Annotated in this window: 13 protein-coding genes and 1 tRNA gene; 9 read left to right on the forward strand and 5 right to left on the reverse strand. The window is 55.0% G+C overall.

Annotated features, from left to right (window positions below; translation table 11 throughout):
• The first annotated feature begins 88 nt into the window (after nt 1–88).
• Nucleotides 89–2,935, forward strand: coding sequence for a two-component system sensor histidine kinase RcsC (rcsC, locus tag ACOTXL_RS04675; protein WP_045350232.1), 2,847 nt, complete (start codon nt 89–91; stop codon nt 2,933–2,935).
• Nucleotides 2,936–3,046: 111 nt separating this feature from the next.
• Here rcsC and rcsB read toward each other — a convergent pair whose 3' ends face one another.
• Nucleotides 3,047–3,697, reverse strand: coding sequence for a response regulator transcription factor RcsB (gene rcsB / locus ACOTXL_RS04680; RefSeq protein WP_003859405.1), 651 nt, complete (start codon nt 3,695–3,697; stop codon nt 3,047–3,049).
• Between the two features lie 16 nt (nt 3,698–3,713).
• Nucleotides 3,714–6,386 carry a phosphotransferase RcsD gene (gene rcsD / locus ACOTXL_RS04685; protein WP_003859403.1) on the reverse strand — a complete coding sequence of 891 codons (2,673 nt, stop codon included), beginning with the start codon at nt 6,384–6,386 and terminating at the stop codon, nt 3,714–3,716.
• A gap of 743 nt (nt 6,387–7,129) precedes the next feature.
• Between rcsD and ACOTXL_RS04690 the strand changes: the two genes are divergently transcribed.
• From ACOTXL_RS04690 to mgtE, 6 genes are all read left to right on the forward strand, one after another.
• Nucleotides 7,130–8,224, forward strand: a complete 1,095-nt coding sequence (locus ACOTXL_RS04690; RefSeq protein ID WP_003859401.1) for a porin OmpC — start codon at nt 7,130–7,132, stop codon at nt 8,222–8,224.
• A gap of 114 nt (nt 8,225–8,338) precedes the next feature.
• Nucleotides 8,339–9,394 (forward strand): FAD:protein FMN transferase ApbE, encoded by a 1,056-nt coding sequence (gene apbE / locus ACOTXL_RS04695; protein ID WP_023300605.1) that lies wholly within the window; start codon nt 8,339–8,341, stop codon nt 9,392–9,394.
• 72 nt (nt 9,395–9,466) lie between these two features.
• Nucleotides 9,467–10,525: a bifunctional DNA-binding transcriptional regulator/O6-methylguanine-DNA methyltransferase Ada gene (gene ada, locus ACOTXL_RS04700; RefSeq protein ID WP_032659603.1), complete on the forward strand. Its 1,059-nt coding sequence runs from the start codon at nt 9,467–9,469 to the stop codon at nt 10,523–10,525.
• Nucleotides 10,525–11,175 carry a DNA oxidative demethylase AlkB gene (alkB, locus tag ACOTXL_RS04705; protein ID WP_032609716.1) on the forward strand — a complete coding sequence of 217 codons (651 nt, stop codon included), beginning with the start codon at nt 10,525–10,527 and terminating at the stop codon, nt 11,173–11,175. Before ada ends, alkB begins: the two co-directional genes overlap by 1 nt.
• Nucleotides 11,176–11,251: 76 nt before the next feature.
• Nucleotides 11,252–12,895 (forward strand): multidrug ABC transporter permease/ATP-binding protein, encoded by a 1,644-nt coding sequence (locus ACOTXL_RS04710; RefSeq protein WP_003859392.1) that lies wholly within the window; start codon nt 11,252–11,254, stop codon nt 12,893–12,895.
• A 140-nt stretch (nt 12,896–13,035) separates the two neighbouring features.
• On the forward strand, nt 13,036–14,472 hold the full coding sequence (gene mgtE, locus ACOTXL_RS04715) for a magnesium transporter (RefSeq protein WP_006811337.1): 1,437 nt from the start codon (nt 13,036–13,038) through the stop codon (nt 14,470–14,472).
• Here mgtE and ACOTXL_RS04720 read toward each other — a convergent pair.
• Nucleotides 14,435–15,676, reverse strand: coding sequence for a SulP family inorganic anion transporter (locus ACOTXL_RS04720; RefSeq protein WP_045617163.1), 1,242 nt, complete (start codon nt 15,674–15,676; stop codon nt 14,435–14,437). The genes mgtE and ACOTXL_RS04720 overlap by 38 nt on opposite strands.
• A gap of 241 nt (nt 15,677–15,917) precedes the next feature.
• Here ACOTXL_RS04720 and mqo point away from each other — a divergent pair, with 241 nt between their 5' ends.
• Entirely contained in the window at nt 15,918–17,567 is a 1,650-nt protein-coding gene (gene mqo / locus ACOTXL_RS04725; RefSeq protein WP_032634212.1) for a malate dehydrogenase (quinone), read from the forward strand.
• Between the two features lie 134 nt (nt 17,568–17,701).
• Here mqo and eco read toward each other — a convergent pair whose 3' ends face one another.
• Complete coding sequence (eco, locus tag ACOTXL_RS04730) at nt 17,702–18,211, reverse strand: serine protease inhibitor ecotin (protein WP_045350234.1); 510 nt, start codon at nt 18,209–18,211, stop codon at nt 17,702–17,704.
• 202 nt (nt 18,212–18,413) lie between these two features.
• On the opposite strand from eco, the gene ACOTXL_RS04735 reads away from it, so the two are divergent.
• Entirely contained in the window at nt 18,414–18,674 is a 261-nt protein-coding gene (locus tag ACOTXL_RS04735) for a DUF2534 family protein (RefSeq protein ID WP_045350235.1), read from the forward strand.
• Nucleotides 18,675–18,740: 66 nt separating this feature from the next.
• Here ACOTXL_RS04735 and ACOTXL_RS04740 read toward each other — a convergent pair.
• Nucleotides 18,741–18,817, reverse strand: a tRNA-Pro gene (locus ACOTXL_RS04740).
• Between the last annotated feature and the right edge of the window lie 43 nt (nt 18,818–18,860).

Here is an 18,860-nt window from a genome sequence, read left to right on the forward strand (position 1 = left end):
CAAGCAGACAAGTGAACGTTGCGACAAGCCGCGTTTACCGCTACCTTAACCACATTCTTTTTGACCCCGACGGCGGAGCCTCGCCCCTTTGAAATACCTCGTCTCCTTTCGTACCACGTTAAAAGTCTCCCGCTATCTGTTTCGGGCGCTTGCGCTACTGCTATGGTTGCTGGTGGCACTGCTCTCGGTGTTTTACATCGTTAACGCGTTACACCAGAAAGAAGCGGAGATCCGCCAGGAGTTTAATTTGAGCTCGGATCAGGCTCAGCGCTATATCCAGCGTACGTCTGACGTGATGAAAGAGCTTAAGTATATTGCTGAGAATCGACTGACGGCGGAGAACGGCATTCTTGCCATCCGCGGTCGGGATGAAAAAACCGAAGTGCCTGATTTCGAACCGCTCTTCCCGGATTCCGATTGTTCCGCCATGGGCAAAGCCTGGCGTGGTTCACTGGAGTCCCTGTCATGGTTTATGCGCTACTGGCGCGATAACTTCTCGGCCGCTTACGATCTGAACCGCGTCTATCTGATTAGCAACGAAAATCTCTGCATGGCAGATTTCGGCCTGCGGGATATGCCCGTCGAACGTGAAGACGCGCTGAAAAGTCTGCATGAGCGCATAGTGAAATATCGCAATGCGCCTCAGGAAGAGCGCGGGAACAACATCTTCTGGATAAGCCAGGGGCCGCGCATGGGGGTCGGCTATTTCTATGCCCTGACTCCGGTTTACCTCGGAAACCGCCTGCAAGCGCTGCTGGGGATTGAACAAACCATCCGCATGGAAAACTTCTTCACGCCGGGCAGTCTGCCGATGGGCGTGACCATTCTGGATGAAAACGGCCATCCGCTCATCTCCCTTACCGGGCCTGAAAACCGCCTGAAGGTGGAACCCAGCTGGATGCAGGAGCGGTCATGGTTTGGCTATACCTCCGGGTTCCGCGAGCTGGTGCTCAAGAAAAGTTTACCGCCATCGTCGCTGAGCATTGTCTACTCGCTGCCGGTGGATAAGGTGCTGGAGCGCATTCGCATCCTGATCCTTAACGCCATTTTGTTGAACATCGCGGTAGGTGTCGCGCTGTTTATGCTGGCGAGAATGTATGAGCGGCGGATCTTTATTCCGGCGGAGGCGGATGCTCAGCGTCTGGAGGAGCACGAGCAGTTTAACCGTAAAATTGTCGCCTCGGCACCGGTGGGGATCTGCATCCTGCGTACTCAGGACGGGACAAATATCCTCAGTAACGAGCTTGCCCATAACTACCTGAACATGCTAACGCATGAAGACCGCCAGCGGTTAACGCAGATCATCTGCGGTCAGCAGGTTAACTTTGTGGATGTGCTGACCAGCACCCACACCAACCTGCAAATCAGCTTTGTCCATTCGCGCTACCGTAATGAAAACGTGGCGATTTGCGTGCTGGTGGACGTCTCTGCGCGCGTGAAAATGGAAGAGTCGTTGCAGGATATGGCGCAGGCGGCGGAGCAGGCCAGTCAGTCGAAATCGATGTTCCTCGCGACCGTCAGTCATGAGCTGCGTACGCCGCTGTACGGTATTATCGGTAACCTCGATCTGCTCCAGACCAAAGAGCTGCCGAAAGGGGTCGACCGGCTGGTGACGGCCATGAACAACTCGTCCAGCCTGCTGCTGAAAATCATCAGCGATATTCTCGACTTCTCTAAAATTGAATCCGAGCAGTTGAAAATAGAGCCGCGCGAGTTCTCCCCGCGCGAGGTGATGAACCATATCTGCGCTAACTATCTGCCGCTGGTGGTGCGTAAACAGCTTGGGCTGTACTGCTTTATCGAGCCGGATGTGCCCCTGACGCTGCATGGCGATCCGATGCGTCTGCAACAGGTCATCTCAAACCTGCTGAGCAACGCCATCAAATTCACCGATATCGGCTGTATTGTGCTGCACGTCTGTCGGGCAGGGGAGTACCTGACCATTCGCGTGCGCGACACGGGGGTGGGGATTCCGGCGAAAGAAGTTGTTCGCCTGTTCGATCCGTTCTTCCAGGTAGGAACCGGCGTCCAGCGTAATTTCCAGGGGACCGGGCTTGGTCTGGCTATTTGCGAGAAGCTTATCAGCATGATGGACGGGGATATCTCTGTCGATACTGAGCCGGGTATGGGCAGCCAGTTCACCATTCGTATTCCGCTCTATTCGGCGCATTATCCGGCGAAAACCACGGTCGACGGCCTGAGCGATAAGCACTTCTGGCTGGCGGTGCACAACGCCTCCTTACATGATTTCCTGACCTCAATGCTGACCAGCAGCGGCGTGCGGGTTTCGCGCTACGAAGGCCAGACGCCGGGCGCGGATGACATGCTGATCACCGACGTTGAGCCGGAACAGGCGTGGGCGGGGCGCGGCGTGGTGATGTTCTGCCGCCGTCATATCGGTATTCCGCTTGAGCGTTCGCCTGGAGTATGGGTGCACAGCGTGGCGACACCGCACGAGCTGCTGGGCTTGCTGGCGCGCATTTACAGCGTGCAGCTTGAAGACAGCGACGGCGCCACCGTGCTGGCTTCCCCTGATGAGCTGGCGTCGGTGAATGACGATATGATGATTCTGGTCGTCGACGATCATCCGATTAACCGTCGTCTGCTCGCAGACCAGCTTGGCTCTCTGGGCTATCAGTGTAAAACGGCCAATGATGGCGTGGATGCCCTGAATGTCTTAAGTAAGAACCATATTGATATTGTGCTCAGCGATGTGAACATGCCTAACATGGACGGCTACCGTCTGACGCAGCGTATCCGACAGCTGGGGCTGACGCTGCCGGTGGTGGGGGTGACAGCCAACGCGCTGGCGGAGGAGAAGCAGCGCTGTCTGGAGTCGGGAATGGACAGCTGCCTGTCGAAGCCGGTCACGCTGGATGTACTGAAGCAGACGCTATCCGTCTATGCGGAGCGGGTACGAAAAGCGAGACAATAAAAAAGGCCCGAAAGGGCCTTTTTTATGTGCCCGGCGGCGCTGCGCTTGCGCGGGCCTGCGGGGTTTGTAGGCCGGGTAAGCGCGAGCGCCACCCGGCATAGACAGCGAAGATCAGTCTTTGTCCGTTGCGCTCAGCGTCACGGAAGAGAGATAGTTCAGCAGGGCGATATCGTTATCCACACCCAGCTTCATCATCGCGGATTTTTTCTGGCTACTGATGGTTTTAATACTGCGGTTCAGCTTCTTGGCGATTTCAGTGACCAGGAAACCTTCAGCGAACAGACGCAGAACTTCACTCTCTTTAGGCGAGAGACGCTTGTCGCCATAACCACCCGCGCTGATTTTTTCAAGCAGGCGTGAGACGCTCTCAGGAGTGAATTTCTTCCCTTTCTGTAGCGCCGCCAGCGCTTTTGGAAGATCGGTAGGTGCGCCTTGTTTCAGCACAATCCCTTCAATATCGAGATCCAGAACGGCGCTCAGGATCGCCGGGTTATTGTTCATGGTCAGAACAATGATCGAAATGTCCGGGAAGTGGCGTTTAATGTATTTGATGAGCGTGATCCCATCACCGTATTTATCTCCAGGCATGGAGAGATCGGTAATGAGCACGTGCGCATCAAGTTTAGGCAGGTTGTTAATGAGGGCTGTGGAATCTTCAAATTCACCGACTACATTCACCCACTCGATCTGTTCAAGTGATTTGCGAATACCGAACAGTACAATCGGATGGTCATCGGCAATAATTACGTTCATATTGTTCATGTATAAGGCTACCTTGCTACAGCAAGCTCTTGACGTAAGCGTCAATGTCGCTGATGTATTTTTCAATGCCAGAGGCATCTTTCTCACGAATTAGATGTTCCAGCGTTTCACATAACTGCTTGCCGGGAACCAGATTAAGCATGGCAAACACCCCTTTAAGCCGGTGTGCTGTCTGTGCCAGCGCTGCAAAATCCTGCGCAGCGGACTCAGTATACAACCGCTTAACATCATCTGGTACTGTATCAACGAAGAGCGAATAATATCCGCTGGCATGGAGTTCGGCATTTTCATCGCCGCCTAACGGTGACTCCAGGATCTCTTCCTGCGCCAGATTCTCTTCAATCAGTTGTAATACAGCTTCCTGCATTGCATTGCTCATATTAAAGTTGACGCGCAGCTGCCCAGGGCCGATTTTCCGCACGCCTGGCTCATCATCGCTTAAAAGCAAGCCTGAGGCAGTAAGATTAGACGGATTATCAGTTAAAAATAGATCAAATTCTTGACTCGCGAGCCTTTCGTCCGGGGTAATGCAGGACGCACCCCAGTTTTCCAGCTGACGTACGACGATATTTCGGATCTCACTGGAGGTCACATCCACCATCACCACCACATCGTCCAGCAGACGCTCTTCATCCTCTTCCTGTGGATTCGCCGCCATTTTAACGTGTAAAGAGTAGCGGGTGCCGAGGGATTCGCGCGCCTTAATGTTCAGATGACCGCCCAGCTTACGCGCCAGCTGATCGCAAAGCCAGAAGGTGAGGGCATTCGCCTTACCGTAGTGGTCGCGCTGGGTATCGTTCAGGAACGGGAAGTGCAGGTTATCAATTTCGCTCACGGTCACGCCTTCACCCGTATCAAGGATGCGGAACGTCAGACGATCGTCGGTGGACTCATCGGTGCTGACTTCAAGGGTGATCTTGCCGATCTGCGTCGTGGTGACGGCATACTGAATCAACATCATCAGGATGCGACGCAGGGCATCGCGATCGCCATGACGTTCGTCGTTGGCCGGTAAATGGTTGTTGATCAGCAGCTGGAGTCCCTTGCGCTTGATCACCGGCAGGACTTCCGGCACCACCTCATCAATCAGGTCCTGGATGGAGAAGAGCGTAGGGGTGCCCTTCCAGATGTCATTCTCCAGCATGTTCGCAAGCTGGATTTCGTCCACCAGACGAACCAGTGAATCGGCCTGGCTGCTTAGCTGTCGGCTTTCTGGCGTGCTCAGATCAGCAATCTGCGTGGCGAGTGACTTCAACGGCTGTTTAAAGGCATCGCCAATATTTTGCATAAACGCGGCGCGGCCATGCTGGTTTTTCTCGTACAGCCTTTGCGCCTGCTTGAGCTTTTTATTCACCAGCACTTCGCGATCCTGATCGCGAATGATGAAGATTTGCGTGCGCGACGCGACCTGACTGCGGAACTGACGGATCTCATACAGTTCATTATTAATGGTGGCCTGGATGACGCCCTGATGCTGGTCCGCCATGGCCGTAATATTTTGCAGGTTAAGATGCGGCAGAAGGTGATCGGCAATTTTATTGCTCATTACCGTGCGGTTTGCCTCCTGATCGTGAACGAGCACCCCAAGCGGCAGCACGGAAATAATCTCTTCATTCAGGGCACGAAGAATGCGCAGCTCGTTGCTGGTCCCGGCTGATACCGATGTCGAGTCGCTCTGGCGGCCCGACTGGAAACGGAAGGTGCTGTAACCAAACAGCGCCAGCGCCAGCAGGCCGATATTCAGCAGCAGCGGCAGCAGAATGTTTTGCAGAGTATCAAGCATCAGGGTGCCAAAAGGCACCTGCCACACCAGACGCATACCGGTTGAGTTGAGCGATGAGGCAATCTCAATCTTTGAGCCATTAAATGAGATGGCTACGCTGTCCGCGCCTTCTTTATCCGACGGCGAGCGCATATTTTGGGTGCTGTTGTCTGGCTCCAGACGGAAGCTGTCCAGCGGCATATCCGGTGGGATGAGATCGTTAATCGGCAGGTCGAAGGCAACCACGGTCGCCAGATGGCCCGGCTGGTTAAAGGTGGTTCGCAGCGTAAAGTAGTGACCATTCTGCCAGGCAAGACGGCGTAATGACGAGAAACTTTCGCGCTCGTCCAGCGCGTTGGCCTGTTGCAGCATTTCTGCCCGACGGGAATCGACAATACTGCCAACGGTGGTCTCTTTAAAGCCCGACGAGAGATCCTTAAGCGGCAGGGTCGAGATCAGGATCATGCTGTTGTCCTGACCGTTCAGGTAATACATGGACCACGGTACGGTCTCGGCGCCCCACAGGGTGTCCAGATAGGAGGAGATCCGCTGCGTCATCTCAAGCGTTGCGCTGTCGTGCGAGCCGAAAATCAGGGCTTCCGTCTTACGCTGCGGTTTTTCAAGGTAATACACATCCTGCTTAAGGCGCGTTTCCTGCAACCCTTCGCCTGATGAGGTGGCGGGCGCGGCAGCGATATTGTCGTAGATTTGCCAGGTCGCATAGCGCCACGTATCAATGCGCTTATGCACCGCATGGGTGATATCGACGATTTGATAGCTTTTATCTTTAAGCCAGGTGTTAACGGCGCTCTGGATCATCACTCCCATTGTGACTAACAGCACAACGATCAACAGAAGAAAGAAACGGGTGATGCTGCCCGGTAGAAGGGAGAATTTGCTCGGGGCGGTAGTTTCAGTCTGACTCATCGATGTGTTTAACCCGTAATGGCCGCGCGGTAATGGGATAGGGCAGTATAAAGGGTAATAACTGAATTTCCAGCGTCGTTATCGGTATAACCTTGACTTTTTATCCGGGTAACCGGCTTCAACGTCCCCGGGTGAAAGGTGTACAAAACCACATGAAATGTATAAATACGCCGTCGCACCGGCAGAAAAATAGCACGAATAAACAAGAAATTAATTTCTATAGCATAAAAACAATTAAGTGCAAGCCGTATTCGGGATTTAGTTAATAGTCGTTATCATTACCAAGCGGTAGCACATTAAATGTAGGTTGACGTAAAGAAAGGTAAAAAAAAACCGAATGCGAAGCATCCGGTTCAATTAGGGATAAACAGACATTCAGAACTGAATGACGGTAATAAATAAAGTTAATGATGATAGCGAGGGTTATTTTAGTGGTATTGAAGGGAATTTTTTTGTCATTCAGTGCTGTACTGTTTTTTACGGCAATTTGCTGAATTTAATGCGATATATTTTTGTTTTGATTATCCGTGCTATATTTTTAAACTATTAATGCTCTGTAAAAGTTCCTCCAAATTTACAAATTGAAACATCTTGATGGCAAAGTGAAACATCTTCAAAGTTTTCGTATCATATTCCTGTTGGATTATTCTGCATTTTTGAGGAGAATGAACTTGCCGACTGGTTAAGAGGGTTGACCAGTAAGCAGTGGTAAATAATAAGGCATATAACAGAGGGTTAATAAAATGAAAGTTAAAGTACTGTCCCTCCTGGTACCAGCTCTGCTGGTGGCAGGCGCAGCAAATGCGGCTGAAATTTATAACAAAGACGGCAACAAATTAGATCTGTACGGTAAAGTGGATGGCCTGCACTATTTCTCTGATGACGACAGTGCAGACGGCGACCAGACCTACATGCGTCTGGGCTTCAAAGGCGAAACTCAGGTTAACGACCAGCTGACCGGTTACGGCCAGTGGGAATACCAGATCCAGGGTAACTCTGGTGAGAACGAAAACAACTCATGGACGCGTGTAGCGTTCGCAGGTCTGAAATTCGCTGATGCGGGTTCATTCGACTATGGTCGTAACTACGGCGTTGTTTACGATGTAACTTCCTGGACCGACGTTCTGCCGGAATTCGGCGGCGATACCTACGGTTCTGACAACTTCATGCAGCAGCGTGGTAACGGCTTCGCGACCTACCGTAACCAGGACTTCTTCGGTCTGGTTGATGGTCTGAACTTCGCGTTGCAGTACCAGGGTAAAAACGGCAGCGCAAGCGGCGAAGGCCAGACCAACAACGGTCGTGAGGCACTGCGTCAGAACGGTGATGGCTACGGCGGCTCTCTGACCTATGATCTGGGCGAAGGCTTCGCTATCGGTACGGCAGTCACCAGTTCTAAACGTACTGCTGACCAGAACGCTGCGGGCTACTACGGTGAAGGCGATCGCGCAGAGACCTACACCGGTGGTCTGAAATATGACGCGAACAACATCTACCTGGCTGCACAGTATACTCAGACTTACAACGCGACCCGTGCGGGCGACCTGGGCTGGGCTAACAAAGCGCAGAACTTCGAAGTGGTTGCGCAGTATCAGTTCGACTTCGGTCTGCGTCCATCCGTGGCGTACCTGCAATCTAAAGGTAAGGACCTGGAAAACGGCTACGGCGACCAGGATCTGCTGAAATATGTTGATGTTGGCGCGACTTACTACTTCAACAAAAACATGTCCACCTACGTTGATTACAAAATCAACCTGGTTGATGAGAACGACTTCACTCGCGCAGCAGGTATCGGTACTGACGATATCGTCGCGCTGGGTCTGGTTTACCAGTTCTAATTGCTCATACAGCGACAAAGGGGCCATTAGGCCCCTTTTTTCATGCTTTTTTAGGGTCTTACAAATACGCTGTTTTAGTGTACTCTTGCCGCCCTGGCATGAGGATAATAACCAATGGATATGACTTTTTTACGCGCCAGCGTTCTGGCGACTTTTTTACTCCTGACCGCGTGTGACTCTTCCACACAGCCCGCAAAAATCGACGCACCCGCCGCGACGGTGCTGGAAGGGAAAACCATGGGGACCTTCTGGCGCGTCAGCGTGATGGATATTGATAAATCCCGCGCTGAAGAATTACGCGGTAAAATTCAGGCGCAGCTGGATGCCGACGATCAGCTACTCTCTACCTATAAAAATGACTCAGCGCTGATGCGTTTCAATCGCTCCAGCAGCACCTCGCTGTGGCCGGTGAGCGAAGCAATGGCCGATATCGTCACGGAAGCCATGCGCGTGGGCTACAAAACCAACGGCGCAATGGATGTGACCGTGGGGCCGCTGGTGAACCTGTGGGGATTTGGCCCCAACAAGCAGCCGGTGACTACACCCGATCAAGCCGCCATCGACGACGCCCGCGCGCGTACAGGGTTACAGCATCTGGCGGTGATCTCCCAGTATGGTCAGCAATACCTGCAAAAAGATATTCCCGACCTGTTTGTGGATCTCTCCACGGTAGGCGAGGGGTATGCTGCGGATCATCTCGCGGCCCTGATGGCGCAGGAAGGCATTCCCCGTTATCTGGTTTCCGTCGGGGGCGCGCTCGTCAGCCGGGGCATGAACGCCAGCGGCAGGCCGTGGCGAGTGGCCATCCAAAAACCAACCGATCAGCAGAACGCGGTGCAGGCGATTGTCGACATCAACGGGCATGGTATCAGCACCTCCGGAAGCTACCGCAACTATTACGAGCTGGATGGAAAACGTATCTCGCACGTGATTGATCCGCAAACCGGACGCCCGATTACCCATAACCTGGTGTCCGTGACGGTGATAGCCCCAACCGCGCTGGAGGCGGATGCCTGGGATACCGGATTGATGGTGCTCGGCACGGAGAAGGCCAAAGAGGTAGTGCGTCAGGAAGGGCTGGCCGTCTATATGATCACTAAAGAGGCTGACGGGTTTAAAACCTGGAGTTCGCCGCAGTTCAATAGCTTCCTGGTGAGCGAAAAAAATTAAAAAGCAAGGTTGCGGGTTTTTGTTCGGTGGCGTTCAGGCAAGCTGAGCGTATGCTTGTAAGAGGAGCCGATAATGAAAAACACAACCTATCTTACCGATGAGGATCGCTGGCAGGCCGTACTGGCCCGCGATCCGCGTGCGGATAACCAGTTTGTCTTTGCCGTGCAGACGACCGGCATTTATTGTCGTCCGTCCTGTCGCGCCCGCCACGCGCTGCGTAAAAATGTCTGCTTTTATCCTGATGCTCACCAGGCCGCGCAGGCGGGTTTCCGCCCCTGTAAGCGCTGTAGGCCGGACCAGGTCGACCCTATGGCGCAGAAAAAGGCCAACATTGCGCTGGCCTGTCGACTGCTTGAACAGGATGCCGCGCTGAACCTGGAGGCACTGGCGCAGCAGGTTGCCATGAGTCCGTTCCATTTCCACCGCTTGTTTAAATCCGTCACCGGCATGACGCCGAAAGCATGGCAGCAGGCCGCGCGTGAACAACGCCTGCGCACCCTGCTTGCACAGGGCGGTAAAATCACCGACGCCGTACTGGCCGCTGGCTTTCCGGACGGCAGCAGTTACTACCGTAAAGCCAACGGCGCGCTGGGCATGACGGCAAAACAGTACCGCAACGGAGAGGCTGCGGTCCGCTATGCCATCAGTGACTGCTCGCTGGGCCGCTGTCTGGTGGCGGAAAGCGAGCGCGGGATCTGCGCAATACTGCTGGGTGATGACGACGCCGGGCTGACGGCTGAGCTGCTGTCACTGTTTCCGCTTGCCGTCCGTGAACCGATGGAAGGCGCATTTGCCGGGCGTGTACGTCAGGTGATTGCCTCTGTCGACAGCCGCGCGACGCCGCTGACGCTGCCGCTGGATATCCGGGGTACCGCCTTCCAGCAGCAGGTCTGGCAGGCGCTGCGGACTATCCCCTGCGGAGAAACGGCAAGCTATCAGCAGGTGGCAAAGGCCATTGGTAAACCCAATGCCGTACGTGCCGTGGCGGGGGCCTGCGGTGCCAACAAACTGGCGATAGTCATCCCCTGTCACCGCGTGGTGCGTAACGACGGCGCGCTGTCGGGTTATCGCTGGGGCGCAGCGCGTAAGGTGCTATTGTTGAAACGTGAGGCGAACAACCCGGAGGAATAATGCTCGATCTTTTTGCTGATGCTGAACCCTGGCAGGAGTCGCTCGCGCCGGGGGCGACGATCCTGAGACGCTTCGCGCTTTCCCGCGCGGCGGCGCTGTTCGACGGCATTAAAGCCGTCACCGCCCGTTCGCCGTTTCGCCATATGGTTACGCCGGGCGGGTATACCATGTCCGTGGCGATGACCAACTGCGGCGAACTGGGATGGGCGACGAATGAGCGGGGCTATGTATATGCCGCGTACGATCCGCTGACGGATCAGCCGTGGCCGCCGATGCCGGAGGCGTTTCAGGCGCTGTGTCATGATGCCGCCGTGGCGGCCGGCTATCCTGATTTTCGACCCGATGCCTGTCTTATTAACCGCTATGCCGTTGGGGCAAAGCTCTCCTTGCATCAGGATAAGGACGAGCCGGACCTGCGCGCGCCGATTGTCTCGGTATCCCTTGGGCTTCCCGCTGTCTTTCAGTTTGGCGGCCTGCGGCGCAACGACCCGCTCAAACGGCTGATGCTGGAGCATGGCGATGTGGTTGTCTGGGGCGGTGAATCACGGCTTTTTTATCACGGTATTCAGCCGCTTAAACCAGGCGATCACCCGGTGGCGGGGGCGTTTCGCTACAACCTCACGTTCCGCCAGGCAGCGTACAGAGAATAAAAATAAGAATTATTCTTGATGTGTGTGAAAGGCAGTTTACACTGCTGGCTGATTTTTCTTGTCCGGATTGCTCTGCATGCAACTACTTCTTCTTGTCTGGCGGCAGTATCGCTGGCCTTTTATCGCGGTGATGGCGTTAAGCCTTGCCAGCGCGGCGCTGGGGATCGGCCTGATTGCCTTCATTAACGTGCGTTTGATCGAAATGGTCGACACGTCACTCTCCGTCCTGCCGGAATTTCTGGGTTTACTGCTGCTGCTGATGGCAGTCACGCTCGGGTCACAGCTGGCGCTGACCGCGCTCGGCCACCACTTCGTTTTCCGTCTGCGCAGTGAGTTCATCAAACGGATCCTTGATACTCAAGTGGAACGCATCGAACAGCTGGGAAGTGCTTCTCTGCTGGCGGGGCTGACCAGCGATGTGCGCGCCATTACCATCGCCTTTGTGCGCCTGCCGGAGCTGGTGCAGGGGATCATCCTGACCTTTGGCTCGGCAGCCTATCTCGCCTGGCTCTCCAGCAAAATGCTGGCGGTAACGGCGCTGTGGATTGTTATTACCATCTGGGGCGGGTTCCTGCTGGTATCACGCGTCTATAAGCACATGGCGGTGCTGCGCGAAACGGAAGACAAGCTCTATAACGATTACCAGACGGTGCTGGAAGGGCGTAAAGAGCTGACGCTGAACCGCGAGCGCGCCGAACATATCTTCAACCATCTCTATATCCCGGATGCGCACGAATATCGTCATCACATTATTCGCGCCGATACGTTCCACCTGAGCGCCGTGAACTGGTCCAACATCATGATGCTGGGCGCGATTGGCCTGGTGTTCTGGATGGCGAACAGCCTGGGGTGGGCGGATACCAACGTGGCGGCAACCTACTCCCTGACGCTGCTGTTTTTACGCACGCCGCTGCTGTCGGCCGTTGGCGCACTGCCGACGCTGCTGAGCGCACAGGTGGCCTTCAACAAGCTGAAGAAGTTCGACCTTGCGCCGTTTAAGGCTGAGTTCCCGCGCCCGCAGGCCTTCCCGAACTGGCAAACGCTGGAGCTGCGTAACGTTACCTTCCGCTATCAGGATAACGCCTTCTCAGTGGGGCCGATCAACCTGACCATTCACCGCGGCGAACTGCTGTTCCTGATCGGCGGTAACGGCAGCGGCAAATCCACGCTGGCGATGCTGCTGACGGGCCTCTACCAGCCGCAGTCGGGTGAAATTTTGCTGGATGGTAAAGCGCTGAGCGCGGAGAAACCGGAGGACTACCGCAAGCTCTTCTCGGCGGTATTTACCGACGTCTGGCTGTTCGACCGGCTGCTGGGACCGGAAGGGCAGCAGGCGGATCCGGCGCTGGTGGAGAAGTGGCTTGCGCACCTGCAAATGTCGCACAAGCTGGAGCTTCAGGATGGCAAAATCCTGAATCTCAAGCTGTCGAAAGGGCAGAAGAAGCGCGTGGCGCTGCTGCTGGCGCTGGCCGAAGAGCGCGACATCATCCTTCTGGATGAATGGGCCGCCGATCAGGACCCGCACTTCCGTCGCGAGTTTTATCAGGTCCTGCTGCCGCTGATGCAGGCGATGGGAAAAACCATTTTTGCCATCAGCCATGACGATCACTACTTCATTCACGCCGACCGTCTGCTGGAGATGCGCGACGGCAAGCTGAGCGAGCTGACCGGCGATGAGCGCGATGCGGCGTCACGGGACGCGGTGGCGCGTACGGCCTGATTGCAATTGTGCCGGGTGAACCCCGGCACACTAATTTTTCATATATGCCGTTTTTTTCTCCATCCCGACCCGCCGTTTATTCTTATTTACATATCCCCGCGCTATGCTTAACGCCAACTCATTTAATGGATTTATGATTGATGTCGGTATTAAAGAAAAACAGCGCCAGGCAGCGTGACCAGGAGCGTGCGCGGCTCATCTGGCTCCTGACGACCGATAAAGCGGTCACGTCAACGTTATTGGGTAAGCTAACCCTGGCTGAGCAATATGATGTCGGCACGCTGGCCGACGATATTGCTGAGGTAGGTGCGCTGGTTGCACATTTACCACCTCCGGATCTGGCGGACACCCTGGAGGCATTGCCTTCCGAGGAGCGCCACGCCCTGTGGCGGCTGGTGCAGGATCACGAGCGCGGTCAGGTGCTGCTGGAAGCCTCGGAAAACGTCTGGGATGACCTTATCGATGAGATGAGCGACCGGGACATTCTTGACGCACTGCAAACGCTGGATATCGATGAGCAGATTTACCTCGTTCAGCATCTTCCGCGCAACCTGACCGGACGCCTGCTGGCTTCCCTGCCTGCCGAAGAGCGGGCGCGCGTGCGTCAGGTGATGCACTACGAGAAAAACAGCGTCGGCGCGATCATGGAGTTTGGCGTCATCACCGTGCGTCCGGACGTCACCCTGGGTACGGTGCAGCGCTATCTTCGTCGCCTGGGCAGTATGCCGGACAACACCGATAAACTGTTCGTCACCTCGCGGGATAAAACCCTGCTCGGGGAGCTGGAGCTGAAAACGATCCTGCTGAACAGCACCCAGCAGCGGGTGAGTGAGGTCATGGAAACCGAGCCGATGGTCTTCTCGCCGGAAGACGATGCCGAAAAAGCGGCGCGTACTTTCGAACGTGATGACCTGGTGAGCGCGGCGGTGGTGGATTCGGTGGGCAAGCTGATGGGGCGTCTGACCATCGATGAGATCGTTGACGTGGTCTATGAAGAGACCGATAACGACCTGCGTGCCCTTGGCGGGATCAGTGCCGAAGACGATGTTCATGCCTCCGTCGGCAAGGCCGTCAAAACCCGCTGGGCGTGGCTCGCCATCAATTTATGCACCGCGTTCGTGGCGTCCCGCGTTATTGACGGCTTCGAACATACCATTTCCCAGCTGGTGGCCCTGGCGTCGCTGATGCCGATTGTGGCGGGGATCGGCGGGAACACCGGCAACCAGACTATCACCATGATCGTTCGCGCCCTGGCGCTGGAAAACATTCAGCCGGGTAATTTTTCGTGGCTGATTTTCAGGGAGATGGGCGTCGCGCTGATTAACGGCCTGGTCTGGGGCGGCATCATGGGCGGCATTACCTGGTGGCTGTACGATGATATGGCGCTGGGCGGGGTCATGATGCTGGCGATGGTGCTGAACCTGCTGGTGGCGGCGATGATGGGCGTGATTATCCCATTGACGATGACCCGGCTGGGGCGCGACCCCGCGGTGGGGTCGAGCGTGATGATCACCGCCATTACCGATACCGGCGGTTTCTTTATTTTTCTTGGACTGGCGACGATTTTTCTTCTGTAGCCAGTGCTTTTTGCTTAAGTCGGGCAGGGAGGATGAACATCATCACAATCCCGCCCAGCACGCCAATCGCCAGGTTGCCGGTGTAAACCGTTGCCACAACCGTCACCAGCATCACGACGGTTTCAGCCACCGGCGCGTTTTTCAGCGTTCCGGGCTGAACGCTATGCCAGCTAAAGGTCTTGACGGCCACAATGGCCATAATACCCGCCAGTACCGCCATCGGGATTTTGGCCATCACCTCGCTGAGCGCCGTAACCAGCACCAGCAGTACGATACCCGCCGCAAGGGTGGAGATACGGCTTCTGCCTTTCCCCATCTCCACGTTTACGATGGTCTGCCCAATCATCGCGCAGCCCGCAATGCCACCGTAGAACCCGGCCATAATATTCCCCACGCCCAGACCGATGCTCTCGCGACGCTTACTGGAGGGGGTAGCGGTCAGTTCATCCACCAGTTTTGCCGTCAGCAAGGATTCCAGCAGGCCAACGAAAGCGATACTTAGCGCGCACGGCCAGATAATGCTCAGGGTTTCCAGATTGAGCGGCACCAGCAGTTGCATAAAGCCCGGCAAACCGCCGCTCATGGAGCCTTCATCCCCTACCGTCGGCAGAATTTGCCCGCTGGTGACGGTGAACAAAGTCAGCAGCACAATGGCAATCAGCGGGGAGGGCACGCTTTTGATATAGCGTGGCACCCACAGCACAATCAGCAGCGTCAGCACGAACAGGCCCACAATCACCGGGCTTCGGCTCCAGAAATGGGGCACCTGGGCAAAGAAAATCAAAATGCCAAGGGCGTTAACAAACCCGGTCATCACCGACTGGGGAATAAAGCGCATCAGCCGCGCCATACCCAGCGCGCCGAACAGGATCTGAATCATGCCTGCCATCACCACCGCGGGCAGAATGTACTGTACGCCGTGTTGATGGACCATCGGGCCAATCACCAGCGCGACGGAACCTGCCGCCGCCGTCACCATGGCCGGACGCCCGCCGAGCAGGGAAAGGGCGAAACAGAGCACCACGGAGGCGATAAGACTCACTTTCGGATCCACGCCCGCGACCACGGAAAACGAAATCACTTCCGGGATCAGCGCCAGCGCGGTAATCACACCGGCCAGGGTTTCGCGCATCAGACGGTGAGGCGAACGTAAAACAGTGGCGACATGGCCTTCTTGAGGTACAGACGAGTGGGGTAATGACATAACAATTCGCTGTTAGGGGCAGGCTTCCGTGCGCGCGATCACAAAGTGCAGCATCATAGCCAGGAAAATCGTCGGGTGCCAGCCTGTCTGCCAAAACCCTACAAACAATCCATCATTAAATTTCACAATTACAATAATTTCGTAACCTTTAAACAATATTTAAAAGTTGCTACCGTGCCACCGCAGCGTGTTTCACCTGTAATTTCCACGCATCAAGCACTATTCAACTAAGGCATAAATGATGAAAAAAATGACTGCCGTGCTCTTTTCTCTGGCCGTGGGGCTGAACGCCGTCTCGCTGGCGGCGAAGGCTGACGCACCAAAAGAGCAGGAAACGGATGTCCTTTTAATTGGTGGCGGCATCATGAGCGCCACGCTGGGAACGTATCTTCAGGAATTAGAGCCGAACTGGTCCATGACCATGGTCGAGCGCCTTGATGGCGTGGCACAGGAAAGCTCTAACGGCTGGAACAACGCCGGGACGGGGCACTCGGCACTCATGGAACTGAACTATACGCCGCAGAAAAAGGACGGTTCCATTAGTATCGAGAAGGCGGTAGAGATCAACGAAGCGTTCCAGATCTCACGTCAGTTCTGGTCTCACCAGGTGAACAGCGGTGTGTTGCACAATCCGCACTCCTTCATCAACACCGTACCGCACATGAGCTTTGTGTGGGGCGATCAAAACGTCAACTTCCTGCGCGCGCGCTACGCTGCCCTACAACAGAGCACGCTTTTCCGCGGGATGAAATACTCTGAAGATCACGCTCAAATCAAAGAGTGGGCGCCGCTGGTCATGGAAGGCCGCGATCCGAACCAGAAAGTGGCGGCGACCCGCACTGAAATTGGTACTGACGTTAACTACGGTGAAATCACCCGTCAGCTGGTGTCCTCTCTGAAGAAAAAAGAGAACTTTAACCTGCAACTCAGCTCCGAAGTGCGTGGTTTCAAGCGCAATGCGGATAACAGCTGGAGCGTGACCGTTGCCGATCTGAAAAACAACGAAGCCGAGCATGTCATTAAGGCGAAGTTCGTGTTTATCGGTGCGGGCGGCGCGGCGCTGAAACTGTTGCAGGAGTCCGGTATTCCGGAAGCGGACGACTACGCCGGCTTCCCGGTTGGCGGCCAGTTCCTGGTGTCGGAAAACCCGGAAGTGGTTAACCGTCATCTGGCAAAAGTGTACGGTCAGGCCTCTGTGGGCGCACCACCGATGTCCGTTCCGCATATCGACACCCGCATGCTGGACGGTAAGCGTGTAGTGCTGTTCGGGCCGTTCGCCACATTCTCCACCAAGTTCCTGAAAAACGGTTCCCTGTGGGATCTGTTGAGCGCGACCACAACGTCAAACGTCAAGCCAATGATGGACGTGGGGCTGGATAACTTCGATCTGGTGAAATACCTGATTAGCCAGGTGATGCTCTCTGATGAAGAACGCTTCGAGGCGCTGAAAGAGTACTATCCGCAGGCGAAGAAAGAAGACTGGCGTCTGTGGCAGGCAGGTCAGCGTGTGCAGATCATCAAACGCGATCCGAAAGAGGGCGGCGTGTTGCGTCTGGGTACCGAAGTGGTAAGCGATAAGGATGGCACCATTGCCGCGCTGCTGGGGGCATCTCCGGGGGCGTCTACCGCTGCGCCAATCATGCTGCACCTGATGGAAAAAGTGTTTAAGGACAAAGTATCCAGCCCGGAATGGCAGGCGAAGCTGAAAACCATTATTCCATCCTACGGTACGAAGCTGAACGGTAACGTTGAGGCCACGGAACAAGAGCTGGAATACACCAGCCGCGTTCTGCAACTGCAATACGTCAAACCGCAGGCTGCGGATGCTGCGCCAAAGGCAGAGCTGAAGCCTCAGGCGGAAAGCAAGCCGGTAGCGGATATCGCGCTGTAAGATAAACGCAAAACGGTAACATCCGTTACCGTTTCTAGTGTTTTCTCCCTCTCCCTGTGGGAGAGGGTTGGGGTGAGGGCGCCAGAACGCACCCTTTCCAGGTCGGGTAAGCGTGAGCGCCACCCGACTTATTTTTAACGAACTACCGCTTGTCCTACCGTCTCATCCGCCTTCCATACGCGATATTTCACATCCACGTTTTCCGGCGTATATACGACGATCGGCAGCTTGCTGTTATAGCGCAGCAGACTGTTATCACCCAGATACGCGGTAATAAATTTCTTCTCTTTCTTGCCGTCCGGGCACGCCATCATGATGGAGACTGGCGAGGTTACTTTGTCGAAGACATAGTAGTCATAGCCCCAGCCTTCCAGCGTTTTGCTTTCCAGTTGGCCGCCCAGACGATGCTGGTTGCAGTCCACTTCCAGCGTCTGGCCGATTAACAGCTCAACTTTGAAATTTGCTTCATCCTGCTGAGCCGGGAGCTGAATAACCTGGCGCTTCATCCCTTTGTCCGCTTGCGGATACGGAGCAACTTTTTCCAGCGGCTGCTCTTTCTGGGTTTCGCTGGCGAAAGCACTGCTGCTGGCGCACGCAGCGGCGATGAGGGCGATGGCAAATTTAGGTGCGTTTTTCACTGTCATTCCTTTTTGTTAAAACGATCCTGGAAAGACTAACATAATATACGTGAATGGTTGGCGTAATTTACTCACATTTTCATTTTAAACGGAGTAATGCACTGCTTTTGTGTTCTTTTATTGGTGTTTAATGCTGTAGTGGAGTCGGTGCGGCGATCGTGTTATTTTACGCGTTAATTATTGTTATTTATCTGTAAAGGGAGGAGAGATGGTACGGGAAAAACTGAAGACATCTGAAGGCCGCAAGTTCCTGCTGGCGTTACTGGTTGTGTTTACGATTGCTGCTGCATGCGTGGGGCGAGCAACCATTGTCGGTGTGATTGAGCAGTACAACATCCCGCTCTCTGCCTGGACAACCAGCATGTTTGTCCTGCAATCGGCGATGATCTTTGTTTACAGCCTGGTGTTCACCGTGCTGCTGGCGATTCCGCTGGGGATTTTCTTTCTCGGTGGGCGTGAAAAACACTAAGCATTGCGCATGCGGAGACAGGCAATAAAAAACCAGCCATAAGCGGCTGGTTTTTTTGTGTAGTTTTGGTCGGCACGAGAGGATTTGAACCTCCGACCCCCGACACCCCATGACGGTGCGCTACCAGGCTGCGCTACGTGCCGACGCATAAAAGGAATACTACTCTATTCCTTTTTGAATGCAAGG

The sequence above is a fragment of the Enterobacter cloacae complex sp. IR5402 genome (genome assembly GCF_049238125.1).
In the GTDB taxonomy this organism is placed as follows: Bacteria; Pseudomonadota; Gammaproteobacteria; order Enterobacterales; family Enterobacteriaceae; genus Enterobacter; species Enterobacter hormaechei_C.

Bases quoted from the DNA above. Each gene is read 5' to 3' on its own strand.
- mgtE (WP_006811337.1), top strand. From the start codon at position 13,036: ATGTCGGTATTAAAGAAAAACAGCGCCAGGCAGCGTGACCAGGAGCGT.
- ACOTXL_RS04690 (WP_003859401.1), top strand. From the start codon at position 7,130: ATGAAAGTTAAAGTACTGTCCCTCCTGGTACCAGCTCTGCTGGTGGCA.
- rcsD (WP_003859403.1), bottom strand. From the start codon at position 6,386: ATGAGTCAGACTGAAACTACCGCCCCGAGCAAATTCTCCCTTCTACCG.
- mqo (WP_032634212.1), top strand. From the start codon at position 15,918: ATGAAAAAAATGACTGCCGTGCTCTTTTCTCTGGCCGTGGGGCTGAAC.
- ACOTXL_RS04735 (WP_045350235.1), top strand. From the start codon at position 18,414: ATGGTACGGGAAAAACTGAAGACATCTGAAGGCCGCAAGTTCCTGCTG.
- eco (WP_045350234.1), bottom strand. From the start codon at position 18,211: ATGACAGTGAAAAACGCACCTAAATTTGCCATCGCCCTCATCGCCGCT.
- ada (WP_032659603.1), top strand. From the start codon at position 9,467: ATGAAAAACACAACCTATCTTACCGATGAGGATCGCTGGCAGGCCGTA.
- ACOTXL_RS04720 (WP_045617163.1), bottom strand. From the start codon at position 15,676: ATGTCATTACCCCACTCGTCTGTACCTCAAGAAGGCCATGTCGCCACT.
- alkB (WP_032609716.1), top strand. From the start codon at position 10,525: ATGCTCGATCTTTTTGCTGATGCTGAACCCTGGCAGGAGTCGCTCGCG.
- apbE (WP_023300605.1), top strand. From the start codon at position 8,339: ATGGATATGACTTTTTTACGCGCCAGCGTTCTGGCGACTTTTTTACTC.
- rcsB (WP_003859405.1), bottom strand. From the start codon at position 3,697: ATGAACAATATGAACGTAATTATTGCCGATGACCATCCGATTGTACTG.
- ACOTXL_RS04710 (WP_003859392.1), top strand. From the start codon at position 11,252: ATGCAACTACTTCTTCTTGTCTGGCGGCAGTATCGCTGGCCTTTTATC.